At 43.5% G+C, this 25,920-nt stretch carries 27 protein-coding genes and 1 pseudogene; 20 read left to right on the top strand and 8 right to left on the bottom strand.

From position 1 onward, the window contains the following. The 4 genes and pseudogenes from RWX26_RS09375 to ftsY form a co-directional block, all read left to right on the top strand. A pseudogene (locus tag RWX26_RS09375) lies at positions 1–1,731 on the top strand (chromosome segregation protein SMC); the annotation flags it as partial. Position 1,732: 1 nt separating this feature from the next. Then, entirely contained in the window at positions 1,733–2,527 is a 795-nt protein-coding gene (locus tag RWX26_RS09370) for an HAD family hydrolase (RefSeq protein ID WP_314581162.1), read from the top strand. Beyond that, positions 2,527–3,345 carry a Cof-type HAD-IIB family hydrolase gene (locus RWX26_RS09365; protein WP_314581161.1) on the top strand — a complete coding sequence of 273 codons (819 nt, stop codon included), beginning with the start codon at positions 2,527–2,529 and terminating at the stop codon, positions 3,343–3,345. The genes RWX26_RS09370 and RWX26_RS09365 overlap by 1 nt, the downstream gene beginning before the upstream one ends. Before the next feature lie 3 nt (positions 3,346–3,348). Beyond that, positions 3,349–4,848, top strand: coding sequence for a signal recognition particle-docking protein FtsY (ftsY, locus tag RWX26_RS09360; protein WP_314581158.1), 1,500 nt, complete (start codon positions 3,349–3,351; stop codon positions 4,846–4,848). Between the two features lie 50 nt (positions 4,849–4,898). Here ftsY and zwf read toward each other — a convergent pair whose 3' ends face one another. From zwf to RWX26_RS09340, 4 genes are all read right to left on the bottom strand, one after another. Further along, positions 4,899–6,359: a glucose-6-phosphate dehydrogenase gene (zwf, locus tag RWX26_RS09355; protein ID WP_314581154.1), complete on the bottom strand. Its 1,461-nt coding sequence runs from the start codon at positions 6,357–6,359 to the stop codon at positions 4,899–4,901. A gap of 174 nt (positions 6,360–6,533) precedes the next feature. Further along, a complete protein-coding gene (locus RWX26_RS09350; protein WP_314581152.1) occupies positions 6,534–7,352 on the bottom strand; it encodes a TIGR03943 family putative permease subunit in 819 nt (272 codons plus the stop codon). Then, positions 7,349–8,254, bottom strand: coding sequence for a permease (locus RWX26_RS09345; protein WP_314581150.1), 906 nt, complete (start codon positions 8,252–8,254; stop codon positions 7,349–7,351). Before RWX26_RS09345 ends, RWX26_RS09350 begins: the two co-directional genes overlap by 4 nt. After that, positions 8,251–8,388 carry an SPJ_0845 family protein gene (locus RWX26_RS09340; protein ID WP_002894961.1) on the bottom strand — a complete coding sequence of 46 codons (138 nt, stop codon included), beginning with the start codon at positions 8,386–8,388 and terminating at the stop codon, positions 8,251–8,253. Before RWX26_RS09340 ends, RWX26_RS09345 begins: the two co-directional genes overlap by 4 nt. 178 nt (positions 8,389–8,566) lie before the next feature. Here RWX26_RS09340 and RWX26_RS09335 point away from each other — a divergent pair, with 178 nt between their 5' ends. The 8 genes from RWX26_RS09335 to RWX26_RS09300 all read left to right on the top strand — a co-directional run bounded on the left by RWX26_RS09335 (position 8,567) and on the right by RWX26_RS09300 (position 15,037). Continuing rightward, positions 8,567–10,699, top strand: a complete 2,133-nt coding sequence (locus RWX26_RS09335) for a Tex family protein (protein ID WP_314581147.1) — start codon at positions 8,567–8,569, stop codon at positions 10,697–10,699. Beyond that, a complete protein-coding gene (locus RWX26_RS09330) occupies positions 10,686–11,123 on the top strand; it encodes a SprT family protein (RefSeq protein ID WP_314581144.1) in 438 nt (145 codons plus the stop codon). Before RWX26_RS09335 ends, RWX26_RS09330 begins: the two co-directional genes overlap by 14 nt. Positions 11,124–11,260: 137 nt before the next feature. Beyond that, complete coding sequence (locus tag RWX26_RS09325) at positions 11,261–11,536, top strand: PspC domain-containing protein (protein ID WP_032907817.1); 276 nt, start codon at positions 11,261–11,263, stop codon at positions 11,534–11,536. A gap of 205 nt (positions 11,537–11,741) precedes the next feature. Then, positions 11,742–12,233: an NUDIX domain-containing protein gene (locus RWX26_RS09320; RefSeq protein WP_314581141.1), complete on the top strand. Its 492-nt coding sequence runs from the start codon at positions 11,742–11,744 to the stop codon at positions 12,231–12,233. Between the two features lie 137 nt (positions 12,234–12,370). Continuing rightward, entirely contained in the window at positions 12,371–13,306 is a 936-nt protein-coding gene (gene hprK / locus RWX26_RS09315) for an HPr(Ser) kinase/phosphatase (RefSeq protein ID WP_002894971.1), read from the top strand. Next, a complete protein-coding gene (gene lgt / locus RWX26_RS09310) occupies positions 13,299–14,084 on the top strand; it encodes a prolipoprotein diacylglyceryl transferase (RefSeq protein WP_002920747.1) in 786 nt (261 codons plus the stop codon). The genes hprK and lgt overlap by 8 nt, the downstream gene beginning before the upstream one ends. Before the next feature lie 56 nt (positions 14,085–14,140). Beyond that, positions 14,141–14,539 (top strand): DUF948 domain-containing protein, encoded by a 399-nt coding sequence (locus RWX26_RS09305; RefSeq protein ID WP_002894975.1) that lies wholly within the window; start codon positions 14,141–14,143, stop codon positions 14,537–14,539. A 15-nt stretch (positions 14,540–14,554) separates the two neighbouring features. After that, positions 14,555–15,037: a YtxH domain-containing protein gene (locus RWX26_RS09300; protein ID WP_314581135.1), complete on the top strand. Its 483-nt coding sequence runs from the start codon at positions 14,555–14,557 to the stop codon at positions 15,035–15,037. A gap of 122 nt (positions 15,038–15,159) precedes the next feature. Here RWX26_RS09300 and RWX26_RS09295 read toward each other — a convergent pair whose 3' ends face one another. Then, a complete protein-coding gene (locus RWX26_RS09295) occupies positions 15,160–15,462 on the bottom strand; it encodes a DUF3270 family protein (protein ID WP_002894977.1) in 303 nt (100 codons plus the stop codon). 130 nt (positions 15,463–15,592) lie between these two features. On the opposite strand from RWX26_RS09295, the gene RWX26_RS09290 reads away from it, so the two are divergent. The 3 genes from RWX26_RS09290 (at position 15,593) to RWX26_RS09280 (ending at position 18,431) form a co-directional block, all read left to right on the top strand. Next, positions 15,593–16,522 carry a peptidase U32 family protein gene (locus tag RWX26_RS09290; RefSeq protein ID WP_314581132.1) on the top strand — a complete coding sequence of 310 codons (930 nt, stop codon included), beginning with the start codon at positions 15,593–15,595 and terminating at the stop codon, positions 16,520–16,522. A 226-nt stretch (positions 16,523–16,748) separates the two neighbouring features. Further along, a complete protein-coding gene (locus tag RWX26_RS09285; protein WP_314581130.1) occupies positions 16,749–18,035 on the top strand; it encodes a U32 family peptidase in 1,287 nt (428 codons plus the stop codon). Positions 18,036–18,107: 72 nt separating this feature from the next. Continuing rightward, complete coding sequence (locus RWX26_RS09280; RefSeq protein ID WP_173308306.1) at positions 18,108–18,431, top strand: CHY zinc finger protein; 324 nt, start codon at positions 18,108–18,110, stop codon at positions 18,429–18,431. A gap of 26 nt (positions 18,432–18,457) precedes the next feature. On the opposite strand, the gene RWX26_RS09275 is transcribed toward RWX26_RS09280, so the two are convergent. Next, positions 18,458–18,814, bottom strand: coding sequence for a hypothetical protein (locus RWX26_RS09275; RefSeq protein ID WP_002897226.1), 357 nt, complete (start codon positions 18,812–18,814; stop codon positions 18,458–18,460). 90 nt (positions 18,815–18,904) lie between these two features. On the opposite strand from RWX26_RS09275, the gene RWX26_RS09270 reads away from it, so the two are divergent. After that, entirely contained in the window at positions 18,905–19,117 is a 213-nt protein-coding gene (locus tag RWX26_RS09270) for a YdbC family protein (RefSeq protein WP_002897227.1), read from the top strand. A 24-nt stretch (positions 19,118–19,141) separates the two neighbouring features. On the opposite strand, the gene RWX26_RS09265 is transcribed toward RWX26_RS09270, so the two are convergent. Further along, entirely contained in the window at positions 19,142–19,687 is a 546-nt protein-coding gene (locus RWX26_RS09265) for a biotin transporter BioY (RefSeq protein WP_002904945.1), read from the bottom strand. A gap of 471 nt (positions 19,688–20,158) precedes the next feature. On the opposite strand from RWX26_RS09265, the gene RWX26_RS09260 reads away from it, so the two are divergent. Further along, positions 20,159–20,890, top strand: a complete 732-nt coding sequence (locus tag RWX26_RS09260; RefSeq protein ID WP_032913620.1) for a cyclase family protein — start codon at positions 20,159–20,161, stop codon at positions 20,888–20,890. 273 nt (positions 20,891–21,163) lie between these two features. Here the strand turns inward: RWX26_RS09260 and gorA are convergent, their stop codons facing one another. After that, entirely contained in the window at positions 21,164–22,513 is a 1,350-nt protein-coding gene (gorA, locus tag RWX26_RS09255; protein WP_314581120.1) for a glutathione-disulfide reductase, read from the bottom strand. A gap of 209 nt (positions 22,514–22,722) precedes the next feature. Between gorA and RWX26_RS09250 the strand changes: the two genes are divergently transcribed. The 3 genes from RWX26_RS09250 to RWX26_RS09240 are packed head-to-tail and all read left to right on the top strand — an operon-like array spanning position 22,723 to position 25,836. After that, a complete protein-coding gene (locus RWX26_RS09250) occupies positions 22,723–23,886 on the top strand; it encodes an efflux RND transporter periplasmic adaptor subunit (protein ID WP_314581118.1) in 1,164 nt (387 codons plus the stop codon). Continuing rightward, positions 23,870–24,568, top strand: a complete 699-nt coding sequence (locus RWX26_RS09245; protein WP_002906126.1) for an ABC transporter ATP-binding protein — start codon at positions 23,870–23,872, stop codon at positions 24,566–24,568. Before RWX26_RS09250 ends, RWX26_RS09245 begins: the two co-directional genes overlap by 17 nt. Then, a complete protein-coding gene (locus RWX26_RS09240) occupies positions 24,568–25,836 on the top strand; it encodes an ABC transporter permease (protein ID WP_314581117.1) in 1,269 nt (422 codons plus the stop codon). The genes RWX26_RS09245 and RWX26_RS09240 overlap by 1 nt, the downstream gene beginning before the upstream one ends. Positions 25,837–25,920 lie beyond the last annotated feature (84 nt).

Below are 25,920 nucleotides of genomic sequence, written 5' to 3'. Positions count from 1 at the left end.
GCTTCTTCCTTGGTCAGCTATGAGTCATCGTTAGACAGCATTTTTCAAAATCTGCTGGGAACGACTGCTATTTTTGATACAGTGGAGAATGCCAGAGCAGCAGCTCGCCAAGTGCGCTATCAGGTTCGCATGGTGACTTTGGATGGGACGGAGCTTCGGACTGGCGGTTCTTATGCCGGTGGTGCCAACCGCAATAACAATACTATCTTTATCAAGCCGGAGCTAGATGCTCTGCTTGAGGAGATTAAGCAGAAAAATGTCAGCTTGAAAGAGCAGGAAGAAGCAGTGCAAATCCTGCAAAACCAGCTAAGTCAGGCTAAGCAGGTATTGGAACAAATCAAGACAGACGGTGAGCAGGCTCGCTTGGCTGAGCAAAAGGCTAATCTAGCCTATGAACAGTTGGCCAAGCGTGTAGAAGAACTCACAAGTCTGAAAAATCTACAGGAACAGGAGTTGGCTGGTCAATCTGCTTTGGATATTTCAGAAGAGAAAGACCGACTGCAGACCCGCTTGACCGAAATTGAGCAAGAAAAAGCAGACATCACTGCAGAAATAGAGCAGGTTAAGTCGAACAAAGATGCAGTTCAGGCTCGTTTTGACAAGCTTTCCTCTCGTCTAGCTGAACTCAAGCTCCAGCGAACAGAGTTGACCTCCAACCAACGCTTTGAAAAGAATGACTTGGAACGTCTGTCCGAGGAAAAAGCTAGCCTTGTAAAAGAGCAGGCGACCTTGGAACTCTTGATGGAGCAAAAGGAGCAGTCCAGCCTGCAAAAGGTCGATATTACAATCCTGGAAGAGCAATTAGAGGCCGCCAAGCAAGAAAAGACTGAGCTGGATCAAAGACTGATTCGTCTGAAATTTGAGCTTGAAGATTTAGAAGGTCAGTCTGATGATATTGCCAGTCGATTGGAGCAAGCCCGTCATCAAAATGAAGAATTGATTCGCCGGCAGGCCAAGGCAGAGGCAGAAAAGGATAAGCTCATGGATGTCATGCGCCGTCTGGCAAGCAATCTGACAGATGACTATCAGATGAGCTTCGAAGAAGCAAGCAGTCAGGCTCATCCGTTAGAAAATTTGCCAGCTGCTGAAAGCCAGGTGAAGGATTTGGAAAAAGCCATTCGAGCTTTAGGTCCGGTCAATCTGGAAGCAGTTGAGCAGTTTGAAGAAGTCAGCAACCGTTTGAACTTCCTCAACGAGCAACGAGACGATGTCCTATCAGCCAAAAATCTGCTCTTAGAGACGATTGAAGAGATGAATGACGAAGTCAAGGAACGCTTTAAATCGACCTTTGAAGCCATTCGTGAAAGCTTCAAGGTGACTTTCCGTCAGATGTTTGGCGGTGGTTCGGCAGACTTGATATTGACGGAGGGAGACTTGCTGACGGCAGGTGTAGAAATCTCCGTGCAGCCACCCGGCAAGAAAATCCAGTCGCTTAATCTGATGAGCGGTGGCGAGAAGGCCTTGTCAGCTTTGGCTCTGCTCTTCTCTATCATCCGTGTTAAGACCATTCCTTTTGTCATCTTGGACGAAGTCGAAGCAGCGCTGGACGAGGCCAATGTTAAACGCTTTGGGGATTATCTCAATCGATTTGACAAGGACAGCCAATTCATCGTGGTCACTCACCGTAAGGGAACCATGTCAGCTGCAGACTCTATTTACGGAGTTACCATGCAGGAGTCTGGTGTTTCCAAGATTGTCTCGGTCAAGTTAAAAGATTTAGAAAGTATGTAAAATGAGTATAAAATTAGTAGCAACGGATATGGACGGCACCTTTTTAGACAGTAAAGGTCAGTTTGATATGGACCGTCTCAAGCAAGTTTTGGCTCGCTTCAAAGAAAAAGGCATGTATTTTGCCGTAGCTAGCGGGCGCGGCCTCTTGTCGCTGGAAAAGCTGTTTGAGGAAGTGCGGAATGAGATTATTTTTATTGCTGAAAACGGTAGTTTAGTGGAATTTCACGGCGAGGATCTCTATGAAGCGACCATGCCACGGGACTTTTATCTCAAGGTTTTTGATAAGCTGCAGGAATCTCCCTATGTCAATGTCAATGAGCTGCTTTTGACGGGCAAACGTGCCTGCTATGTCTTGGAGACTGTAGATCCGACCTATCTTTCTTTCAGTGCTCATTATAATGAAAATATTCAAAAAGTAGCTAGCTTGACTGATATCGACGATGAAATTTTCAAGTTTACGACCAATTTTGCTGAGGACCAAGTCGCAGCTGGTGAAGCTTGGGTCAATGAGAATATCGATGGGGTCAAGGCTATGACAACTGGCTATAAGTCCATTGACATTGTTCTGGATCATGTGGATAAGGGGGTTGCCATTGTCGAGCTGGCCAAGAAGCTTGACATAGATCTTTCTCAGGTTATGGTTTTTGGTGATAATCTCAATGATTTGCACATGATGCAGGTGGCTGGCTATCCGATTGCGACTGAAAATGCTCGCCCTGAGATTTTAGAAGTGGCTAAGGAAGTTATCGGTCACCATGATGCTCAGTCGGTTATCACTTACATGGAGGGATTATAATGGCAGATATAAAACTGATTGCTCTGGACTTGGATGGAACTCTCCTGACTTCAGACAAGAAGATTTCTGACCGCAATTTAGCGGCTTTAAAAGCAGCTCAGGCAAAGGGAGTTAAGGTAGTTCTGACGACTGGTCGTCCCCTCAAGGCCATGGACTTCTTCCTGCATGAGCTGGGAACAGACGGTCTAGAGGATGAGTACACCATTACTTTTAATGGTGGTCTTGTTCAGCGCAACACTGGCGAAATCCTTGATAAAACAGTCTTTTCTTATGATGATGTAGCCCGGATTTACGAGGAGACAGACAAGCTCCATATCCCTCTTGATGCTATCTGCGAAGGGCTGGTCTACCAGATTCAGTCCAATCAAGACTCGCTTTATGCTCAGTTCAATCCAGCTCTGACCTTTGAGTCTATTGATTTTAGTGATTTGTCCAGCCAGCAGACTTATAACAAATGTGTCACTGCTTATGCTCAAGAACCACTGGATGCGGCTATTGAGCAAATTTCACCGGAATTATTTGAGCGCTATGAGATTTTTAAATCTAGAGAAATGCTGCTGGAGTGGTCCCCTAAAAATGTCCATAAGGCTAATGGTTTGGAGAAACTGATTGCCCATTTAGGTATTGAGAGAAGTCAAGTCATGGCCTGTGGTGATGAAGCCAATGATCTGTCTATGATTGAGTGGGCTGGTTTAGGAGTGGCCATGCAAAATGCAGTAACCATCGTCAAAGAAGCAGCCAATGTGGTGACACCTATGACCAATGATGAGGATGCAGTGGCTTGGGCTATTGAAGAATATGTACTAAAGGAGGATTAGCCGATGGGATTATTTGACCGCCTTTTCGGCCGAAAAAAACAAGAACCGCCAATTGAAGAAGTTGTCAAGGAAGCATTGGAAAATATTGGCGAGATTGAAGAAGAAACAGCACCTGTTCCAGAAGCAGGAGAAAATCTTGAAGCGGAAGCTGTTCAGTCCTATCAGGACGAGCAGCAAGTTGATGATCAAATTTCGGATACAAAAGATGGTTTGGCTGATGTTGAAGAGCAGTTAGTAACAGAAGAGCTTGCATCTCAAACTATCCAAGAAGAAAGCAAGGAGCCAGAGCATGAAAGAGAAATTATTGCAGAAAATCAAGAAGTGGCTCAAGGAGCAAGTCAGACTGAAGAAACTCTAGAAGAGCACCAGTCTGAAAATGTTGATGAAATAGTAGAAGAACTTATTGAACAAACGGATCTTTCGGATGGAGCATCATCTCATACCGAGCATGAAGCAGTTTCTTATGACGAGGTGGCAACTGATTCAAATAATGAGTTCGAGCCAGAAACAGCTGAGGAGTCACTAACAGAATCAGAAGCAGCAGCTACAGAAGAACCTGCAGAACTTCCTCAAGAGGAATCCACTCAGGAAAAATATGACCGCAGCCTAAAGAAGACTCGGACAGGATTTGGAGCACGACTCAATGCCTTCTTTGCCAATTTCCGCTCAGTAGATGAAGAGTTCTTTGAAGACTTGGAAGAGTTGCTCATCACTAGTGATGTAGGGGTGCAGGTAGCTTCCAGTCTGACTGAGGAACTACGCTATGAAGCCCGTCTGGAAAATGCTAAAAAACCAGCTGCTCTGCGCCAGCTGATTATTGAAAAATTGGTGGACATTTATGAGAAAGATGGCCGCTTTAATGAAAAAATCAATTTCCAAACCGGTCTAACTGTCATGCTCTTTGTTGGGGTCAACGGAGTCGGTAAAACGACCTCTATCGGTAAACTAGCCTATAAGTACAAACAACAAGGCAAGAAAGTCATGTTGGTAGCAGCAGATACATTCCGAGCTGGAGCAGTAGCTCAGCTGGCTGAATGGGGTCGGCGCGTAGATGTTCCTGTAGTGACGGGGCCTGAAAAGAGTGACCCTGCCAGCGTGGTATATGACGGAATGGAGCGTGCTCAGGCAGAGCAGGTTGATGTTCTTATGATTGACACGGCTGGCCGCCTGCAAAATAAGGACAATCTCATGGCGGAACTGGAGAAAATTGGCCGTATTATTAAGCGGGTGGATCCAGAAGCGCCACATGAAACTTTCCTAGCTCTCGATGCTTCAACCGGTCAGAATGCTCTGGTTCAGGCCAAGGAATTTTCTAAAATTACTCCAGTCACAGGAATTGTACTGACGAAGATTGATGGAACAGCTCGAGGTGGGGTTGTGCTAGCCATTCGTCAGGAATTGGATATCCCAGTGAAGCTGATTGGCTTTGGAGAAAAGATTGATGATATCGGTGAGTTTAACTCGGAGAACTTTATGAAAGGCCTGCTTGAAGGCTTGGTATAAAACAAAAAACCAGTATGAGTACTGGTTTTTTTATGAACAATTTTTAAATTTTATTTGTTTGGAGACCACTGCCAGTCAGCTCCAAATTCTCTAAGGAGTTCAAAAGAAGCATCTGGTCCCATAGAACCGACAGGATACTCATGAAGAGGCACTTCATTGCTATGCCAGAGCTCTTCAATCCGATCGATCAGCTCCCAGCTGGAGCGGACTTCATCCCAGTGGCTGAAGTTGGTTGAGTCATTGTTAAGGACGTCAAAGATTAATTTTTCGTAAGGATCAGGGGAAGCACCGCTGGCTGTTGCGTCTGTTCGATAGTCCAGAGAGAGAGGCGCTAAGCTGAAGCGCTCGCCAACCTCTTTGCCATTCATGCTGAGAGAGAAGCCCTCAGTCGGCTGGATATGAATGGTCAGAACATTTGGTGCTAATTCCTCACCAAAGATAGACTCCATCTGCTTGAAGACAATATTAACAAGTGTGCCTTTTTCAGTGAGACGTTTACCAGTTCGGAAGAAAAATGGAACATCACGGAAACGCTCGCTATTTACGAAGAAAGCTCCTGAAGCAAAGGTTTCGGTCATGGAGTCAGGATTGACATTAGGCTCGCTCCGGTAGGAGATGTATTTCTTGCCTTTGACCGTGCCTGACTTATACTGACCGCGGATAAAGAAGCGTTTTAGGTCTTCTTTGTTCGGCTTTGCCAAGCGCTCAAAAACTTTGACTTTCTCTGCCCGAATGTCGTCTTTGCTGAAGCTTTTCGGTTTGTCCATAGCTAAGAGTGACAGGAGCTGTAAGGTATGATTCTGCACCATATCCCGTAGAGCACCGGACTGGTCATAATAACCGCCACGTTCTTCGACACCAAGCTTTTCTGCAAAGGTAATCTGGACATTGTCAATGTAGTCACGATTCCAGATATTTTCAAAGAGAAGATTGGCAAAGCGAATAGCGAAGATGCTCTGAATCATTTCCTTGCCTAGGTAATGGTCAATACGGAAAATCTGCTCTTCATCAAAGGCAGCCAAGAGTTCTTCGTTAAGTTGGCTGGCAGTTGCCAAGTCTGTTCCGAAAGGTTTTTCAACAATCAGACGTTCAAATCCTTTGCCATCTACGATGTTTTCAGACTTAAGGTGTTTGGCAATGGTTCCGAAAAATTGCGGAGCCATGGACAGGAAGAAGAGCTTATTGTGCTCGGCTTGGTACTGCTCATTGAGTCGGTTTTGAAGCTTGCGCAGCTCAATGTAGTGCTCGGTATCCTGCACATCATGACTTTGATAGTAGAAGTGACTGGCAAACTCTTGGGCTTGCTCTGGGCTGTCAGCTAAATCAGCGATTGCTTCGACAACGACAGACTCAAAATACTCCTTGCTCCAAGGCCGGCGGGCTGTTCCAATAACTGCAAAATGCTTGGAAAGATTGCCAGACTTATAGAGCCTGAAGAGGGATGGATAGAGTTTTCTTTTGGCCAAGTCACCGCTGGCTCCGAAAATTGTTACAATAACTTTTGAAGACATCCTGATACCTATTTTCTAAATGATGTCTCTATTTTATCACAATTTTTCTAAAGATTGTATTCAGAAATTCGGTTTCTGAAAAGGGAGACAAATAGAAAGAAATTGACCGCTGCTTGAAACATATTCAAATACAAAAAATGAGGCTAAGACACGATTGTGCCAGCCTCGTTTTCTTTATTCAAATACCCGATAAACGTAAGGGTTGTCCGGTTTTTCTACCTTATCAAAGCTTTCAACTTCTAGAGTTGGCAGGCTTTGCCCCAGACTTTTATGGTAATGCATGGTAATTTTCCCCTTGGCATGAATCCAGGTATTATTCTCGAAATGCTGGGTATTTCCAGTCGTCAAGAGGCCATAGACACCTGAGTCGGCGATACAATGGATAATACCAAAGCGAAAGAGAAATTGACTCTTCTGGTCGCTGGGGTCATTGTAGACGAAGCCGGTGAATTCCAGTGTCTTGCCAACAAACTCATCGGGATAATCATAGATGACCTCCATGACCTCCATGTAGTTCTCAGTTGTGACCTGAATGGTATCTTGCTTAACATATTTCTTAGCAGCTGCCCGCATTTCTTTTTCGTAAGCCCCTTTGGTAAAGTAGGTGCTGGTATCCGGCTTTAGGTATTGGCTGGTTGTGCCTTCGTCCTGCTGAATAGCAATTGAAGTTCCCTCAGCCAGCGGGAAATGAAATCCTTTAGCCGAAACTGTTGTCGAATCCAAGGTTACAGTTGGAAAGAAAATTCCCACAAAAAGCGGAATGACAAGGAGCAGCACGCTGCCAAACTTGGCCCAGCGAGTGTTTAAATGACTGTGAATCTCCATCTTCTTCATCCAGATGATGAGCTGCACAACTGCCAAGATAAAAGATAGAATCATAGACAAGTAGGCCAGATAGGAGTAATGGAGATTGATATATTGATTAAGCTTGCCCGTCAGCTGCAGATACATGGTGATCTCAAAGTAGCCGACTAAGATTAGAAATCGAATCATAGCACCACCCCCACAAGCCAAGAGTAAAGAAAGACGATGAAGGTAACCAGGCTGATAAATTGCCAGATAAAGCGCGTCTTAAAGTAGTTTTTCATCATCAGCAGATTCTTGACATCTAGCATAGGCCCAATGACCAAGAAAGCTAAGACTGGCGATAAGCCGAAGCTAGCAATCAAGGAGCTCCCGATGAAAGCATCAGCTTCGCTGCAAAGTGAGAGCAGGAAGGATAGCAGCATGAGCAGAAGAATAGCAACAGCTGGTGTTGAGCTGATGGAGGTCAGGATTCTGGTTGGCACATAGACTTGGACCAGGCTGGCGAAGAGACAGCCAAAGACCAGATAGCGACCTGTATCGAAAAATTCATCAATGGCCTGCACAAAGACCTGAAAAAACTTTTGTCCCTTGCTGAGATGTGAAAAATTATGCTCATGAACAGCCTTGCGATTTTCTTTTTGGATATTGCTATCTGCAAAGAAGCCCAGAAAAATCCCTAAAAGAATAGCCACGACCATAGAACCTAAAGCACGAAGCAGAGCCATTCGGAAGGAATTACCAAAGGCTGAGTAAGTCGCAAAGAGCACAATGGGGTTGATGATCGGAGCCGTTACCAGAAAGGGCACAGCCGTGTAACTGGGAACTTTCTTTTCCAAAAACCGATTTATAATGGGAACAATTCCGCACTCGCAAGATGGGAAGACAAAACCAACCAAGCTTCCAAAGAAAATCCGAGCCCATTTGTTCTTGGGTAGGAAACGATAAACCTTGTCTGGCGTGACATACACCTCGATAAAGCCAGAAATAATGCTTCCAATCAAAACAAAAGGCAGGGCTTCAATGATAATAGAGAGAAAGATGGCACCAGCTTGCAGTACACTGGCCGGTAGCTGAGAGAAGAAGCTCATTCTTTCTTATCCTTCTCGTTTTTAGATTTTTTCTTGTCTTCCTCAGGGAACTCTACCTTTTCAATTTTGGGCAGGGTCGCAAACTCCTCAAACATTTTGTCCAAATCATCTGATCTAGTAAATTTCACAGCCATAAAGGCACCTCATTTCTAAAATAATAATTCTATTATACTACCAATTATCAAAAAATGAAATTTTGAGACATAAGAGACCCTTTGTCGTTAATTTACCCTAAATTTTTTTGTACAAATAGTACTAAATAGTTCTAAAACTGCCTATCTTTCAAAGCACTTGTGATATAATAGGATTGTTATGGAAAATATAAATATTGAAAAAATTGCCCAGAAATTGGGTCTTAAAGAAAGCCAAGTATCACAGGTCCTAGATCTGACCGCTGAGGGAAATACGATTCCTTTTATTGCTCGTTACCGTAAGGAAATGACAGGAAATCTGGACGAGGTCAAGATTAAGGTGATCATTGACTTAGATAAGAGCATGACTGCTTTGGCAGAGCGTAAAGTGACGGTCTTAGCTAAAATTGAGGAGCAGGGAAAACTAACGGATGCGTTGCGCTCTGAGATTGAGGCTGCTGAAAAGCTGGCTGATGTGGAAGAACTTTATCTGCCTTATAAGGAGAAGCGCCGTACCAAGGCAACTATTGCGCGTGAAGCAGGTCTCTTTCCTTTGGCCCGCCTAATCCTACAGGATGCGGCTAATCTGCAGGAAGAAGCTGAGAAACTGACTAGTGAAGCCTTTCCAACATCAGAAGCTGCTCTAGCTGGAGCAGTGGATATTCTGACTGAGGCGATTTCCGAAGATACCAAGCTGCGGGCTTGGACCTACCATGAGATGCAGACCAATTCTTCTATCATATCCAGTCTCAAAGACGGTGATTTGGATGAAAAGCAGGTCTTCCAGATTTATTATGATTTTTCTGAAAAAGTAGCGACCATGCAAGGCTACCGGACCCTTGCTCTTAATCGTGGTGAGAAGCTAGGTGTTCTCAAGGTTGGTTTTGAGCACAATCTTGAGAAAATCCTACGCTTCTTTGAAGTACGTTTCAAGGTGAAAAATGCCTATATTATCGAAGCTGTTCAGCAAGCGGTCAAAAAGAAAATCATTCCAGCTATGGAGCGCCGTATTCGGACCGAGCTGACTGAGGCTGCTGAGGATGGAGCGATTCAGCTCTTCTCAGATAACCTCCGTCATCTTCTCCTGATTGCCCCTCTCAAAGGTCGCGTAGTACTGGGCTTTGACCCAGCCTTTCGAACAGGGGCTAAGCTGGCTGTTGTTGATGCGACAGGCAAGATGCTGACGACCCATGTCATCTATCCCGTTCCACCAGCAAAGTCAGCTCAGATTGAAGCATCTAAGAAAGAGTTATCGGAGCTGATTGAGCAGTTTGGCGTGGAAATCATCGCCATTGGAAATGGAACGGCTAGCCGAGAAAGCGAAGCCTTTGTAGCGGAAGTTTTGAAATCTCATCCGAATGTCAGCTATGTCATCGTCAATGAAAGCGGAGCATCTGTATACTCTGCTAGTGAACTGGCTCGTCATGAGTTTCCAGATTTGACGGTTGAAAAGCGTTCAGCTATTTCCATTGCCCGCCGATTGCAGGATCCTTTGGCTGAGCTGGTTAAGATTGATCCTAAGTCTATCGGGGTTGGTCAGTACCAGCATGATGTCAGCCAGAAAAAACTGTCTGAAAGTCTGGACTTTGTCGTTGATACAGTGGTTAACCAAGTCGGGGTCAATATCAACACAGCAAGTCCTGCCCTGCTTGCCCATGTAGCTGGTCTCAATAAGACTATTTCAGAAAATATTGTCAAATACCGGGAAACGGAAGGCTTGATTCGGTCTCGCGAGGCCATCAAGAAAGTGCCGCGTCTAGGCGCAAAGGCTTTTGAACAGGCGGCCGGCTTCCTGCGTATTCCTGAAAGTGATAACCTGCTAGACAATACAGGCGTTCACCCAGAGTCTTATAAGGCAGTGGAGGAGCTCTTTAAGCGTCTGGAAATCAGCAGTTTGGATGAAGCTGCCCAAGTCAAATTAAAGGCTGTTCAGACTGCTAGTTTGGCTGCAGAGCTAGGATTGGGAGAAGAAACCCTCAAAGATATTATTGCTGATTTGCTCAAGCCTGGCCGGGATTTGCGTGATTCCTTTGACGCCCCAGTTCTGCGGCAAGATGTCTTGGATATCAAGGATCTGCGTATCGGTCAAAAACTGGAAGGTGTCGTCCGCAATGTCGTTGATTTCGGAGCCTTTGTGGATATCGGTATCCACGAAGACGGTCTTATCCATATCTCCAAGCTGAGCACAGACTATATCAAGCATCCTAGTCAGGTCCTATCTGTTGGTGACTTGGTCACTGTCTGGGTGGATAAATTGGATGTGGAACGGGAGAAGGTTAACCTCTCTCTGATAGCACCAAATGAATCTAACTAACTATGTCAAGCGGGTCTCAGCTGAAGATTTTGGCTGGGAATTCCGCCACCAAGCTTATTGGAATAAGCGTCTCCGCACTACAGGGGGACGCTTCTTTCCTAAAGATGGTCATCTGGATTTCAACCCAAAAATCTATGAAACTTTTGGGCTGGCGACCTTTCGAAAAATTGTGCGCCATGAGTTAGCTCACTATCACCTCTATTATCAGGGCAAAGGATACCGCCATGGGGATCGAGATTTTAAAGACCTGCTCAAGCGAGTTGATGGTCTGCGCTACGCCCCCTCATTGTCAGATTCGCAATCTTTTCTCGTCTATGAATGCCTGAGCTGCGGAGCACTTATCCGTCGTAGACGCAGAGTCAATCTTCAAAAATACCGTTGCGGTCGCTGTATGGGCAAGCTCCGTTTGTCAGAGAAAGCTTGATAGATTAGCAAGAGAGTTCTTTAATGAACTCTCTTTTTTAAAGAATGAACTTTCTAAGGCATAATCAGCCTTTGGCCCGATTGTTTTCTCATGAAATATGGTAGAATAAAGTAAATATGATCATTGAGGTCTCTATCATGAACGTGAAATTCTATAAGTTGAAAAAGAATCGACTGATTTCCGGTGTCTTGTCCGGTCTATGTGATAAATTTGATTTTGATCTGAGCTTGGTGCGCTTCCTCTTTATTATCTTTACTGTGGTCAATTTCGGCTTGGGAATTCTCATCTATATCCTGCTAGCTATGGTTATGCCCTATAAAGAAGACATAGAAGAAGAAATGTATGGAACCGGCCCGCGCAAACGAAAAGAAGCAGAAGCTATCGAAGACGATAAAGACGGCTGGTTTTGGTAATTCTTAATAAAATAGAAAATTTCGGGATTCGCTCCCGATTTTTTACTTGAAGTAGGGAATGTTTTAGTAAGACATTTCTATGCCGTGATTTATTTTCTGCTTGCTTCTTTTAGATAAAATCTAAAAAAGAAGCAGGATAGAAAACCAGGTAAACTGACACTTAAAAACATCACCAAAATATTAGCAATTTATTCAAGGAGGAAATATGACAGAAGTTTGGAATGCCTATGACTTAAATCGAAATCAACTCCCTCATCTCCTGGTTCGAGGAGAAAAAATTCCTGAAGGACAGTTTCATCTCTGTGTTAATGTCTTGGTTCGCCATCAGGATGGTGATATTCTCTTTATGCGGCGGTCAGCAAATAAAAGTCTCTATCCTGGCTACTATGAGTTCGGAGCAGGAGGGAGTGTGTTGGCTGGAGAGGATAGTCAGACTGCTGCACTACGTGAATTAAAAGAAGAAACAGGCCTAGTTCCTGACAGCATCAGACTTTTGGAGCAGGTGTGCTCTGTCAAAGATCAGTGCCATTTCGACTACTATGAGGTGGTTGTGTCTGGCGATAAGAGTCAAGTCCGCTATCAGGAAGGCGAAACAGATGCCCATGTCTGGTTGCCTCTGAAAGAGGTCCCAGATTTTGTAGAAAACCATCCTTGTTTTAAGAACCAAAAGAAAATTCTCGGCAGCCTGATCGATTGATGTCTCAGCTGTTTTTTTATTTTTACTAAAAGTTGATTTAAATCAAAATATTTTTTCGACCTAAAATCAATCTTAAAGATTCTTTTGAGGTAAAAATTTGCTATAATAGAAGCAGACAAATTTGAAGGGAGAAGACAATGTCAGTAAAGGTCAAAGACCTCTTAAAAATGTCTCGTCTGTCTCAGGAGTACGGAGATAAAGTTTTACTGGAGAAAGAAATTAAAACTTCAGATATTTCTCGGCCTGGACTTGAAATGACTGGATATTTTGATTTTTATACACCCGAGCGGATACAGCTGATTGGGATGAAAGAGTGGTCTTATCTGATGAAGATGAGCTCTCATAATCGCCATCAAGTACTGCTGAAAATGTTCCAGCCTGAGACGCCGGTGGTTATCATTGCTCGAAATTTAGAGATTCCTAAAGAAATGATTGATGCGGCTGATGAGAAGCAGGTTGCTATTCTTAGAAGCAAAGCCTCTACTAGCCGCTTGTCTGGAGAAATTTCCAGTTATCTTGATTCCCGGCTAGCTGAGAGAACCAGTGTTCATGGGGTTCTGATGGATATCTATGGCATGGGGGTTCTCATCCAAGGGGACAGTGGAATTGGTAAAAGTGAGACAGGGCTTGAATTGGTTAAGCGTGGCCATCGTTTGGTTGCGGACGATCGAGTGGATATCTATGCTAAGGATGAAGTGACCCTTTGGGGAGAGCCGGCTGAAATCTTGCGACATCTATTAGAAATTCGTGGTGTTGGTATTATCGATGTCATGAGCTTATACGGAGCCAGTGCTGTGAAAGATTCTTCTCAAGTTCAGATAGCTGTCTATTTGGAGAATTACGATACTCAAAAGACTTTTGACCGTCTAGGTAATGATACAGAGGAGCTGGAGGTTGCCGGTGTCAGAATTCCACGTATTCGGATTCCTGTAAAGACTGGTCGCAATATCTCTGTCGTGATTGAGGCTGCAGCGATGAACTATCGAGCTAAGCAAATGGGCTATGATGCTACTAAGATCTTTGAAGAGCGCCTCACCGATTTAATTAGCCGGAATGAGGTGAAACATGATTGATCCAGTAGCTATCCAACTAGGGCCTATCAGTATTCGCTGGTATGCCATCTGTATTGTCACGGGCTTAGTTTTAGCCGTTTATCTTGCCATGAAAGAAGCTCCGCGTCGGAAGATTATTCCTGATGATATTTTGGATTTTATCCTAGTGGCTTTTCCCGTAGCCATCGTGGGTGCCCGGCTTTATTACGTGGCCTTTGAATGGGATTATTACGGTAAGAATCTGATAAAAATCATTGATTTTTGGAATGGCGGAATAGCAGGTATTGCCATTTACGGTGGGCTGATAGCTGGTGCTATAGTTCTCTACTTTTTCTGTCGGAGAAGGTTGATTCATCCAGTTGATTTTCTGGATATTGCAGCACCAAGTGTGATGATTGCCCAGAGTATTGGTCGCTGGGGAAATTTTGCCAACCATGAGGCCTATGGTGCGGCAGTTAAGAGTTTGAACTATCTGCCTAGCTTTATTCGGGAAAATATGTATATCGAAGGCAGCTACAGACAGCCAACCTTCCTCTATGAATCTGTATGGAACCTGATTGGTTTTATCTTGATTATTGTTCTCCGCCGTCGGCCTAAGTTGCTGAGGCAGGGAGAAATCGCCGCCTTCTATCTAATTTGGTATGGATTTGGCCGGATGATTATTGAGGGGATGCGGACGGACAGCCTCATGTTTGCTGGCCTGCGTGTTTCCCAATGGCTGTCGCTGATTCTTATTTTTGTCGGAATCGGCATCATCATTTACCAAAGAAAAAAGAAAGCCCCTTATTACCAAGAATAAGAAATAATAGATCCGCTGACTTTTATAAGAGATGTCTGCGATGAAAGGAGAGAAATATGATAATTGAAATTGCTTATGCTTTACTGGCAGTTGCCCTCATTATCTTCGTGATTTACTTGACGATTACTGTCAAAAATCTGGGCGAGAAAGCTGGTAAGATGCTAGATGAAACAGAAAATACCATCAAAGTCTTGACTTCTGATGTCAACGTGACCCTTCACCAAACCAATGATTTACTGGCCAAGGTCAATGTCTTAACTGACGACATCAATCAAAAAGTCGCAACTATTGATCCTTTGTTTACAGCTGTGGCGGACCTGTCTGAGTCCGTTTCAGATTTAAACGTTCAGGCGCGCACGCTGAGTAAAAAAGCTGTGTCTGTTGGCAAGGGATCTGTCAAGACAACAGCTGGTTTATCTGCTTTGCGTTTTGCTTCAAAATTATTTAAAAAATAAGAAAGAAGGTCTATTATGGGAAAATTTTCATCACTATTATTGGGCGCCGTTACAGGTGCAGCTGCTGCCTATTTTCTGACCAGTAAGAAAGGAAAGGAAACGACAGATAAGGTTCGGGACTTTGTTAAGGAATACCAAGAAAATCCTGATGATATTCACGAAGCTGTCGTTCAGTCTGCTAAAGACTTTTCAAATCAAGCTGTCAGCGCAATTCAACAAACCAAGGAAAAGGTTGAGAAAGGCGAGATTACAACTGAAACTGTCATCGAATCTGTCAAAGAAACGACAAAATCAGTCGTTGACTACTCACAAGATAAGTTTAACGAAATCAAAGAAAAATTTGATAAAGAAGAAAGCAGCTTTACAGAGGAAGAGCCTGTGATCTTCGAAGAGGAAGAAGAGGAACCTTCAGAAGAAATCATCATTGACTTCGGAGCAGAAGCGGCAGAAGGACAAAAAGAAAAGGCAGCCGAAACAGACAGTCAAGAAGAAAAATAAAACAAAGAAGACTAGAAATTTTGCTAGTCTTCTTTGTTTGCAAGAACGAAAAAAAGAACCGAGGATAGAAAACATCTTCGGTTTTTTCTTATATTTTAAAATCATAGAATCACAAGGTTGGTTTATTTGCTAGTTTGGCGTTTCTTTGCGAACAGGCGATAAGATTGGATGCTAATCAAGCTAGAAGCAATGGCCAAAGTGAAGGACATAAATGTATTCATTTTCAAACTCAAAAATACAAAGCTAAACAAAACTGTCAAGACACAGAAAACAGCAATATTTAAGAAGAAAAAGAGTTCACTTAATCTTGGTGATGTTTCTGCTTCAGGTAGGTATTCTTGATAGAGCGGTGTTTGTTCAGATTCAATTTCTTGATAGTAGTAGTCAGTTGGGTCATCATATTGTTGGTATTTTCTTACGTGCATAATTCTCTCTCCTTACAGTACCCTCTAATTCTACCATTTTTTTGCAGTTTTAAATATTACAAAAGGATTACAAAACGAATAAATTCGAATGAAAAACCACTCCTTTATATTTTTTTGCTATAATGGTTGTATGAAAAAGATAATTATTACAGCAACAGCTGAAAGTATAGAACAAGTTGAGGAACTTTTAGAGGCAAATGTCGATCGAATTTATGTCGGTGAGAAAAATTATGGCCTTCGTTTGCCTCATAATTTTAGTTTAGACGAATTAACTCGAATTTCTGACTTAGTTCACCAAGCAGGAAAAGAGTTGACCGTTGCGGTGAACGCGCTCATGCATCAGGAAATGATGGATAATATCAAGCCCTATCTTGATTTTCTCCAGGAAATTGGGGCAGATTATATTACCGTTGGGGACGCTGGTGTTTTCTATGTGCTGCAGCGAGATGGCTACAAATTAAAAACCATTTACGACGCCTCAACCATGGTTACCAGCAGCCGTCAGATTAACTTTTGGGCAAAGAACGCTGGAGTTTCAGAAGCTGTCTTGGCGCGTGAGATTCCTTCTGCAGAGCTTTTTAAGATGCCAGAGATTCTGGAAATTCCTGCTGAAGTCTTGGTTTACGGAGCTAGTGTCATCCATCACTCCAAGCGTCCTCTCTTGCAGAATTACTATAATTTTACTCATATCGATGATGAGAAGACGAGAGAACGGGATCTCTTTCTGGCAGAACCAAGCGATCCGCAGAGCCATTATTCGATTTTTGAGGACAATCATGGTACTCATATTTTTGCCAATAATGACTTGGATTTGATGACCAAGCTGATAGAGTTGGTTGACCATGGATTCTGCCACTGGAAGTTGGAAGGGCTCTACACACCTGGTCACAACTTTGTTGAGATTGCTAAGATTTTTGTTGAGGCGAGAGATTTGATTGAAACAGGCAAGTTTAGCTCAGATCAAGCCTTTGTGCTGGATGAGGCGATTCATAAACTGCATCCGAAAAATCGTTTTCTCGATACCGGATTTTATGACTATGACCCTGATATGGTAAAATAAAATTAGAAACGAGAACTCTTTTTAGGAGTTCTTTTTTGAGAACAAAAAACATTGATAAAGTAGAACTAAAAAATAGATGTTTTAAACTATTTTTTTGAATTAATTCGAATAATCTAAAAATTAGAATTGTGAAAATAATTCAAAGAACCTTGCTTTTAGGGGTAAATTACTATAAAATAATAAGGATTAGACATCAACACTTTTATATTGCAAATAGGAGAAAATGATGGCAAGAAAGTTGAAACGACCAGAGGTGTTATCACCTGCTGGTACTTTGGAGAAGCTAAAAGTAGCTGTTCGATATGGAGCAGATGCTGTTTTTATTGGCGGACAAGCCTATGGTCTGCGCAGCCGGGCTGGGAACTTTACCTTTGAACAGATGGAAGAAGGGGTTCAGTTTGCGGCTAGTTATGGTGCCAAGGTCTATGTCGCGGCCAATATGGTCATGCACGAGGGGAATGAAGAGGGAGCTGGTGAGTGGTTCCGCCGTTTGCGGGATATCGGGATTGCGGCTGTCATTGTTTCTGATCCAGCTTTGATTGCTATTGCGGCATCAGAAGCACCTGGTCTAGAAATCCACCTATCGACTCAGGCTAGTGCGACCAACTATGAAACGCTTGAGTTTTGGAAAAATTTAGGACTGACTCGAGTTGTCCTAGCTCGCGAAGTGTCAATGGCTGAGCTAGCTGAAATTCGCCGACGGACTGATGTTGAAATAGAAGCCTTTGTTCATGGAGCGATGTGTATTTCCTACTCCGGCCGCTGTACATTATCCAACCACATGAGTATGCGCGATGCCAATCGTGGAGGCTGCTCGCAATCCTGCCGTTGGAAATATGACCTCTACGATATGCCTTTTGGACAAGAACGTAAGAGCTTGAAGGGTGAAGTTCCAGAAGAATTTTCTATGTCCGCAGTTGATATGTCCATGATTGACCGCATACCAGACATGATTGAAAATGGAGTGGATAGCTTGAAGATTGAGGGACGGATGAAGTCCATTCATTACGTCTCTACTGTGACTAACTGCTATAAAGCAGCTGTGAATGCCTACTTAGAAAGTCCTGAAAAGTTTGAAGCTATCAAGCGGGACTTGGTCGATGAGATGTGGAAGGTTGCTCAACGAGAATTGGCCACAGGATTTTACTATCATACTCCAACAGAGAATGAGCAGCTTTTCGGAGCGCGACGCAAGATTCCAGAATACAAATTTGTAGCTGAAGTAGTAGCCTATGACGCAGACAGTCAGACAGCGACTATCCGTCAGCGAAATGTTATCCATGAAGGAGATCAGGTTGAGTTTTATGGACCGGGCTTCCGTCATTTTGAAACCTTTGTCACAGACCTTCGTGATGCTGATGGTAACAAAATTGATCGGGCTCCTAATCCGATGGAGCTTCTGACCATTCACTTGGAGCAGCCCGTAGAGGCTGGCGATATGGTGCGGGCTCGAAAGGAAGGCTTGATTAATCTTTACAAGGAAGATGGCACTAGCGTGACCGTCCGAGCTTAATCTTATATTCATAGGTGGCTTTTTAATCTAAAAGCCATCTTTATGAATAGAGATTTTCAGAGAGGAAATAGCATGATTCAGGTTTACGGAGATATTCTTGATGAGGAGACTCGCTGCCAGCATTATCACAGTGAGAGAGATATCATAGCCCTTAAATGTTTTAATTGTCAGAAATACTATCCTTGCTTTCTCTGTCATAATCGCTACGAAGACCATGCTTTTCTGGCCTATCCTGTGAGTCGCTCAGAAGATCGAGTAGTTCTTTGTGGCCATTGCAGGACCGAGTTGACTATTTCCCAGTATCTTGGCTGTGAGGATGCTTGTCCTATCTGTACTCATCCTTTTAATCCAGGCTGCAAGAAGCATCGATCGATTTATTTTCAGACAAACAAATAACTCTTCCATCCAGCTGGATGGAAGAGTTATCTTTTGAAACGACGGTTGGTGATGCGAATGTCTTTCTTTTGGGCTTCACGGATATTATTGGGTACGAGACTGATTCGCTTGATGTCCTGCACGCGGATAATAGTGGTCATACTTTTCTTGAAATTTTTGATAATCAGCTGCTGGCGCTCGCGATCGTATTTAACAATGTCACCAGTGAAGCTTTTATCTAGAAAGATAACGTGGACACCAGATTGTTTTCGCAGAGCTAGCTCGATGGTACGCAGGATGCGGCCGCTGTCCTCTGGTCCTTGTTCATTCTTTTTGCCACTGATAAATTCGTTGGCTCTTTGTAAAATCATTTCGAGATATTTTTTCATAGCTAAAATCTCCATAACTTGTTACAATATATTATATAACAAAATTCCCTAAATTGTAAATTCTTTTACGAATTATTAGTTGGAAAATAAAACAAGAGGTGAAATATGGCTGAATTTACATTCGAAATCGAAGAAAAACTTCTGGTCCTGTCTGAAAATGATAAGGGCTGGACCAAGGAACTCAACCGCGTTAGCTTTAACGGAGCACCAGCTAAGTATGATATTCGGACTTGGAGTCCAGACCACAGCAAGATGGGCAAGGGAATTACACTTTCCAATGAAGAATTCCAGGTTCTCGTGGATGCATTTAAAAACTGATAGAGAAAGCTCTATCAGTTTTTTCTATTTCTCTGAAAAGTAGGGATGAAATTTCAGACTTTTAAAAATAGGAATGCTGATAATGGTGATGACAACCATTTTTAGCAAGTCTGGCAGGATAAAAGGAGTAAGGCCAACCGCGACTGACTTAGAGAAATCGAGTCCCCCCAAGAAATGTAGTCCTAGGATACCGCCGACAAAGACGAGAGCGTCACCCAATACATTGGCTATAAAAATCATATAGAAAGGACTGTCCTTATGGGTCAGACTGGATGTCACAAAGGCAAAGAGTAAGTAGAACCAGAGATAGCCGGCGCTTGGGCCAAAGAGAGCTTGAAATCCACCACTTCCTCCAGCAAAGACCGGTAGGCCAATAGCTCCCAGCAGCAGATAAATAAAGACTGACAAAACAGCTTCGCGAGGTTTGAAAATCGTTGCAATCAAACCGACAGCAAAAGTCTGCAGAGTGATGGGAACGGGGCCGATGGAAATAGTTAATTGGGACAGGACAGCTAGGAAGGCAGCTCCGATAGCTGGGAGGGCAAGAAGAAAAGCTTTGTTCTTGTTCATAAATAGTAAACCTCTTTTCGATTTTATGATAACTATTTTAAAAGCTAAATAAAAAAAAGTCAAGTCCTTCTTTATCGGACGAGACAATTATACAGACAGATTCTTATTTTCGTTTCTTGCTTCTGATGAGCAAGACGAAGAAGGCGATAAGACCAAAAATATTAAAGAAAAGGATGCCCAAGGCCGCAAGAAGTTTTTTTGTTTTACTCATCAGTTTTCCTCATTTCTGGATTGCTTTGTACTATCATATCAAAATTTTCAATGTTTGAATAGGCTTCATTAGAAAAATTAGCTATAGCTTCAAACTATATTCTTATCAATAAAAAAGGATTATCTAAAAGTGCTATAAAGAATTGCAGCAGCACACTTTGATTGATATAATAATGCAAAAGTAAATAAGAGTTTTTGCTAGAGGTGTGGGTGCGTAATCAACATCTTCCTAAAGCAAGACTGACTAGATTGGAGAAGGCTATGACAGATTTATTAAAAATTTATCAGGAACTACAGGAGAAAAAATGGGTTAACTTGTCCCATCAGATTAGGGAAGACAGTCCGCATTTTCCAGCTCTGCCTGCCTTGGAGAAGAAGGATATTTTCACTTTGAAAGACGGTTTTCATGTTCAGCAGTTTTCTGTAGTTGGCCAGTACGGGACTCATATTGATGCTCCGATTCACTTTGTGGAGGGTGGTCGCTGGTTGGAAGAGATTGAGCTAAAAGATCTTTTCCTGCCCTTGGTGGTTATTGATAAGTCTAAGGAAGTAGCAGAGAATCCAGACTTTATTCTGGGCAAGCAGGATATTTTAGATTTTGAAGCGGAGCACGGGCAGATTGAGCCAGGAACATTTGTTGCTTTTCGCTCAGACTGGTCCAAGCGTTGGCCAAGTCAATCAGCTATGCGCAATCTGGATGATCAGGAGATTCAGCATACTCCTGGGTGGGGACGGGACGCTCTAGAGTTCCTTATCCATGAGCGTGATGTCAAGGCGGTAGGTCACGAAACTTTTGATACAGATGCGGGTATTCCTACAGCGGAGCATGGGCTGCTCAATGAATACTATCTTTTGGAGCAGGACATTTATCAGCTAGAAGTTATGACCAATCTGGATCAGCTGCCAGCTAAGGGTGCTCTCATCTCAATTAGCTTTCCCAACTGGCATCAAGCCAGCGGTTCACCAGTTAGGGCTGTAGCTATTTTACCATAAAGAAAAAGGAGTCTGAGATTTCATTTCAGGCTCCTTGTCGCATATAATAACTAATAAAAAGATCGCTTTTTATAATCTTTGGAATTTCTTGATGGATATTTCAAAGGAAAGTCAAATGAAGCTGAAACAGCTTAAATTGCAATCTTACAAGAATGTAAGATTCGTCTGTAAAATGAAAGATTAGGTTATGGAATGGTCATCATCTTTATTATAAAATGGTAGCAGAAGTCAAAAAGAGGCTGGAATACCAAACCTCTTCTGATTTTGAATTTTTTATCGCATGGTCACGAATTCTTCGGAACCTGTCGGGTGAATAGCAACTGTAGCATCAAAGTCAGCCTTGGTAGCGCCCATCTTGATAGCAACAGCGAAACCTTGAATCATCTCGTCTACTCCGTAGCCAATGCCGTGCAGGCCAACGACCTTTTCATCCTCACCGGCAGTGATGAGCTTGAACTTGGCCTGTTGGCGATGCTGGGTGACAGCTGAATACATGGATGTGAAGCTAGATGTGTAAACGTGAATATTTTCTGCTCCGTAAGTCTTGATAGCCTCTACCTCAGTCAGGCCGACTGTCCCAATAGCAGGATGGGAGAAGACAACAGTTGGAATAGTTGAGTAGTCCATTTTAGCATTTGTTTTACCATTGAAAAGACGCTCAGACAGGATCCGTCCAGCCTTGATAGCAACAGGAGTTAATTCTTTTTCACCTGTTACATCGCCTAGAGCATAGATGCCAGGAACCACAGTGTTTTGATACTCATCTACAGCGATGAAGCCACGTTCATTGAGAGTGACGCCAGCTGCTTCTAGATTGAGGTCTTGAACATTTGGCTTACGACCGATTGCCCAGATAACATGCTGGGCTGTGTGACTGCTGCCATCTTCAAAGTAGAGCTTGAGCTGACCATCAGGCAGTTTTTCCAGCTTTTGTGGAATCTTATGGGTATGAAGCTGGAGTCCAGAGTTTTCCATTTCTTGGAGCAGTCCGTCAATCAGATAGCTGTCAAAGTTGCGCAGTGGTCGATCCTTACGGACAAAAAGGTCTGTTTTAACTCCCAGAGCATGGAGCACGCCGGCTAGCTCAACTGCTATATAGCCTGCTCCGACAATGGCAACAGATTCAGGTAATTCTTCCCAAGCGAAGACATCGTCGGAATTCTCTCCGTAGCCTGCGCCAGGGATATTTGGAATAGCAGCATGAGCACCCGTCGCGATGACAATGTGCTTGGCGCGAATAAGCTCACCGTTGACTTGGACAGTGTTTGCATCTACAAAGCGGGCACGGCCTTCAATCAGCTCGACACCATTCCGCTTGAAGCTACCATCGTAGGACGAACGTGCTCGGTCAATATAAGCTTCGCGATTTTTCCGAAGGGTAGCAAAATCAAAAGCTTGATTATCAGAGGTAAATCCGTAGTCTGGTCCATAATGATGGATAGCTTCAGCGATTTGAGCTCCGTACCACATAATCTTCTTTGGGACACAGCCGACATTGACACAGGTGCCACCCAGTTTCTTTTCTTCAATAACGGCAACCTTGGCACCGTATTCGCCAGCCCGATTCATGGTAGCAATTCCCCCGCTGCCACCGCCAATAGCAATCATATCAAATTCTTTCATTTTGTTAGAATCTCCTTCTATTATATGAGGTAATTGTACCTTTTTTAGCAGGTGAATGCAAAAATCTGCTACGGATTTGAGTGGAGTTACTATCTGAGATAAAATAGCAACCATTTGTGAAAAACTGTAAATTTTTTTAGAAGAATTATGATAGCCTTGTGATATAATATAACAAAAGAAAATCGTTTTCATCAAGAGGAGGAAAAGAGATGAAAAAGTTAAAGAAATGGCAATTATTTAGCATTATTGGAGCTACGATTGCAGTTGTTGCAGGAGCAATTCTCTTCATGTTTCTAAATGGAGGGAATCCTTCTGAGATGCCTGTCGACACGACTCCGCTGGTTCAGAAAGCCAAGGAAGGCTCAGTGGCTTCTTCAGTCTTGCTGACAGGAAATGTCACAGCCAGCAATGAGCAGTACATCTACTATGACAGCACCAAGGGTGACTTGGAAAATGTACTGGTCAATGTAGGCGACCAAGTGACTGCCGGTCAAGCGTTGGTAACTTATAAAAGTGCAGAGGCTCAGGCAGCTTATGATGCAGCTGCTCGGGCGGTTAGCAAAGCTGATCGTCAATTGCATGACTTGCAAACCAATGGTGTGACTGTAAATACAACTGGTGACGAAGAAGCAGATGGGGCGTCTGAAGCTCAGGCTCAGCGTTCTGTGGAGTCTCAGGCAGCTGATCTGCGCGATGCTCGGGCTGATGCAGTTGATAATATGAATAAAGCGCAAGCTACTCTCAATGCCTTGACAGTGTCAAGCACTGCAGATGGTACGGTCGTAGAAGTTAACCGTGATGTTTCAAAATCAACAACTGGTGCCACTCAAACCTTGGTTCACATTGTCAGCAATGGAAATCTGCAGATTAAGGGTGAATTATCCGAATACAATCTGGCTAACTTGTCTGTCGGTCAAGAAGTGACCATTACATCAAAAGTTTACCCAGATAAAAAATGGACTGGTAAAATCAGCTACATTTCCAACTATCCGAAAGACGGCCAGCAGGCAGCAGCTCAACCGTCTGGAACAGGTGGTAGCGGAACAGCTTCAGGTTCCAAATATCCATTTACAATTGACATTACCAGCGAGATTGGTGAGCTCAAGCAAGGCTTCTCTGTCAATATCGAAGTTAAAAACAATACTCAGGGACTCATTGTGCCAGTCAGCAGTGTGGTAATGGACGGAGACAAGAACTATGTTTGGGTCCTGGAAAAAGGAGTTGCCAAGAAGACAGAAGTAACGCTCGGAAATGCTGATGCTGAAAATCAAGAAATCTCATCTGGTTTGACAAAGGATAGTAAAGTTATCATCAATCCGACAGATAGCTTGAAAGACGGTCAAGAGGTGAAATCTTATGAAGAAGCTAATTGAGTTAAAAAATATTAATAAGAGCTATCGCAATGGAGACCAGGAACTGCAGGTATTAAAAGACATCAGTCTGGAGGTTGAAGAGGGTGAGTTTGTTGCCATCATGGGACCGTCTGGATCTGGTAAGTCTACTCTGATGAATATCATTGGGATGCTGGATCGTCCGACCACTGGTGAATACCATCTAGGAAGCGAAGAAGTAGCTAAGCTAGGTGATAAGAAGCTGGCCAAGGTTCGTAACAAGCAAATCGGCTTTGTCTTTCAGCAGTTCTTTCTCTTGTCTAAGCTTAATGCCTTGCAAAATGTGGAACTGCCCTTGATCTATGCAGGTGTCGGTCAATCTAAACGTAAGTCCTTGGCCGAGCAGTTTCTGACCAAGGTGGAGCTGGACACGCGGATGCACCATCTGCCTTCAGAGCTCTCTGGAGGACAGAAGCAGCGGGTTGCTATTGCTCGTGCTTTGGTCAATAATCCTTCGCTGATTCTGGCTGACGAACCGACTGGTGCCCTGGATACCAAGACTGGTGAGCAGATTATGGAGCTCTTAACTGAGCTCAATCGAGAAGGGAAAACCATTATCATGGTAACCCACGAGCCTGAGATTGCTGCCTATGCCAAACGGCAGATTGTCATTCGTGACGGTGTCATCTCATCTGATAGCGCTAAGGAAGGAGGACTAGTCTAATGCAAAACTGGAAATTTGCCATTAGCTCCATTCTTGGACACAAGATGCGGTCTTTCCTGACCATGATTGGGATTATTATCGGAGTGGCTTCGGTTGTGGTTATCATGGCCCTAGGAGATTCCATTACCCGACGGGTCAATGAGAGTTTTACCAAAAGTCAGAAAAACATGCGTCTCGTCTTTTCTCCTAAAAAGAGCAAGGACGGCTCCTACACACAAACGGCTGATCTCTATTCTGTAAATGTGGAAGATGAAAGCGAAGAAGTGGTGGAACCACCCAAGGCCCAGGAAGCCTGGGTTAAGGAATTGACCCATATCAAGGGAGTGGACGGCTACTATGTGACCAACTCAGCTATGGAAACCTTTAGCTACGAAAATAAGAAGGCTGAGCGCGTCAATTTTGTCGGTGCAAACATGACCTATATTCAGGTAAAAAAATACAAAATCATTGCTGGTCGTGCTCTGAGACAGCAAGACTATCAAGGCTTTGCCAGTGTTGTGCTGCTAGACGAAGGTCTGGCTGCGAACCTCTTTTCTTCCGCTGAAGAGGCAATCAATAAAATTGTGACAGTGGGTGCCAGTAACTATCGGGTGATTGGGGTTTATAGAGATCCTGAAACTGCTGCTGCATCTGGCTCCATGCAGGTCTATGGTGGTAATGCCATTACAACTAATACTCTCATAGCTGCAAACTTTGGAGTCGATGAAATTTCAGAGATTGTTCTTCGGGTGAATGATACTAGCTTGGTTCCAGAACTTGGTCCTAAGGTTGCCAAGAAATTAACAGAAATTGCTGGTCTCCAACAGGGAGAATATCAAGTGACAGATGATAGTGCCCTCTATCAGGAAGTGCAAAATATTTATGGTGCTATGACAGGAGTTATCGGTGCCATCGCCGGAATCTCACTCTTTGTTGGTGGTATCGGTGTCATGAACATCATGCTGGTATCGGTCACTGAGCGGACTCGTGAAATCGGTCTGCGGAAGGCTCTGGGAGCAACACGTGGCAACATACTGATGCAATTTTTGATTGAGTCTATGATTTTGACACTGATTGGTGGGTTGATTGGACTGGTTCTAGCTGCAGGACTTGCGTCTGTACTAGGCTCGGCCATGAGTCAAATGCTGGAAGGAACACCAGTAACGGTATCCCTACCAGTCAGCATCGTCAGTCTTCTCTTCTCAGCAACCATCGGTGTTCTCTTCGGAATCCTGCCGGCCAATAAAGCCTCTAAACTGGATCCAATTGAAGCACTGAGATATGAATAATATAGTCAAAAGTCTGGGAAACCAGACTTTTTTGTGATGTAAAAAATCCTGCTGGAATTCCAGCAGGATCTGTTTTTTGACATC

Source organism: uncultured Streptococcus sp., from assembly GCF_963536705.1.
Lineage (GTDB): Bacteria > Bacillota > Bacilli > Lactobacillales > Streptococcaceae > Streptococcus.
This window is presented reverse-complemented; position numbering and strand designations above follow the sequence as displayed.

Bases quoted from the DNA above. Each gene is read 5' to 3' on its own strand.
- RWX26_RS09370 (WP_314581162.1), top strand. From the start codon at position 1,733: ATGAGTATAAAATTAGTAGCAACGGATATGGACGGCACCTTTTTAGAC.
- RWX26_RS09365 (WP_314581161.1), top strand. From the start codon at position 2,527: ATGGCAGATATAAAACTGATTGCTCTGGACTTGGATGGAACTCTCCTG.
- ftsY (WP_314581158.1), top strand. From the start codon at position 3,349: ATGGGATTATTTGACCGCCTTTTCGGCCGAAAAAAACAAGAACCGCCA.
- zwf (WP_314581154.1), bottom strand. From the start codon at position 6,359: ATGTCTTCAAAAGTTATTGTAACAATTTTCGGAGCCAGCGGTGACTTG.
- RWX26_RS09350 (WP_314581152.1), bottom strand. From the start codon at position 7,352: ATGATTCGATTTCTAATCTTAGTCGGCTACTTTGAGATCACCATGTAT.
- RWX26_RS09345 (WP_314581150.1), bottom strand. From the start codon at position 8,254: ATGAGCTTCTTCTCTCAGCTACCGGCCAGTGTACTGCAAGCTGGTGCC.
- RWX26_RS09340 (WP_002894961.1), bottom strand. From the start codon at position 8,388: ATGGCTGTGAAATTTACTAGATCAGATGATTTGGACAAAATGTTTGAG.
- RWX26_RS09335 (WP_314581147.1), top strand. From the start codon at position 8,567: ATGGAAAATATAAATATTGAAAAAATTGCCCAGAAATTGGGTCTTAAA.
- RWX26_RS09330 (WP_314581144.1), top strand. From the start codon at position 10,686: ATGAATCTAACTAACTATGTCAAGCGGGTCTCAGCTGAAGATTTTGGC.
- RWX26_RS09325 (WP_032907817.1), top strand. From the start codon at position 11,261: ATGAACGTGAAATTCTATAAGTTGAAAAAGAATCGACTGATTTCCGGT.
- RWX26_RS09320 (WP_314581141.1), top strand. From the start codon at position 11,742: ATGACAGAAGTTTGGAATGCCTATGACTTAAATCGAAATCAACTCCCT.
- hprK (WP_002894971.1), top strand. From the start codon at position 12,371: ATGTCAGTAAAGGTCAAAGACCTCTTAAAAATGTCTCGTCTGTCTCAG.
- lgt (WP_002920747.1), top strand. From the start codon at position 13,299: ATGATTGATCCAGTAGCTATCCAACTAGGGCCTATCAGTATTCGCTGG.
- RWX26_RS09305 (WP_002894975.1), top strand. From the start codon at position 14,141: ATGATAATTGAAATTGCTTATGCTTTACTGGCAGTTGCCCTCATTATC.
- RWX26_RS09300 (WP_314581135.1), top strand. From the start codon at position 14,555: ATGGGAAAATTTTCATCACTATTATTGGGCGCCGTTACAGGTGCAGCT.
- RWX26_RS09295 (WP_002894977.1), bottom strand. From the start codon at position 15,462: ATGCACGTAAGAAAATACCAACAATATGATGACCCAACTGACTACTAC.
- RWX26_RS09290 (WP_314581132.1), top strand. From the start codon at position 15,593: ATGAAAAAGATAATTATTACAGCAACAGCTGAAAGTATAGAACAAGTT.
- RWX26_RS09285 (WP_314581130.1), top strand. From the start codon at position 16,749: ATGGCAAGAAAGTTGAAACGACCAGAGGTGTTATCACCTGCTGGTACT.
- RWX26_RS09280 (WP_173308306.1), top strand. From the start codon at position 18,108: ATGATTCAGGTTTACGGAGATATTCTTGATGAGGAGACTCGCTGCCAG.
- RWX26_RS09275 (WP_002897226.1), bottom strand. From the start codon at position 18,814: ATGGAGATTTTAGCTATGAAAAAATATCTCGAAATGATTTTACAAAGA.
- RWX26_RS09270 (WP_002897227.1), top strand. From the start codon at position 18,905: ATGGCTGAATTTACATTCGAAATCGAAGAAAAACTTCTGGTCCTGTCT.
- RWX26_RS09265 (WP_002904945.1), bottom strand. From the start codon at position 19,687: ATGAACAAGAACAAAGCTTTTCTTCTTGCCCTCCCAGCTATCGGAGCT.
- RWX26_RS09260 (WP_032913620.1), top strand. From the start codon at position 20,159: ATGACAGATTTATTAAAAATTTATCAGGAACTACAGGAGAAAAAATGG.
- gorA (WP_314581120.1), bottom strand. From the start codon at position 22,513: ATGAAAGAATTTGATATGATTGCTATTGGCGGTGGCAGCGGGGGAATT.
- RWX26_RS09250 (WP_314581118.1), top strand. From the start codon at position 22,723: ATGAAAAAGTTAAAGAAATGGCAATTATTTAGCATTATTGGAGCTACG.
- RWX26_RS09245 (WP_002906126.1), top strand. From the start codon at position 23,870: ATGAAGAAGCTAATTGAGTTAAAAAATATTAATAAGAGCTATCGCAAT.
- RWX26_RS09240 (WP_314581117.1), top strand. From the start codon at position 24,568: ATGCAAAACTGGAAATTTGCCATTAGCTCCATTCTTGGACACAAGATG.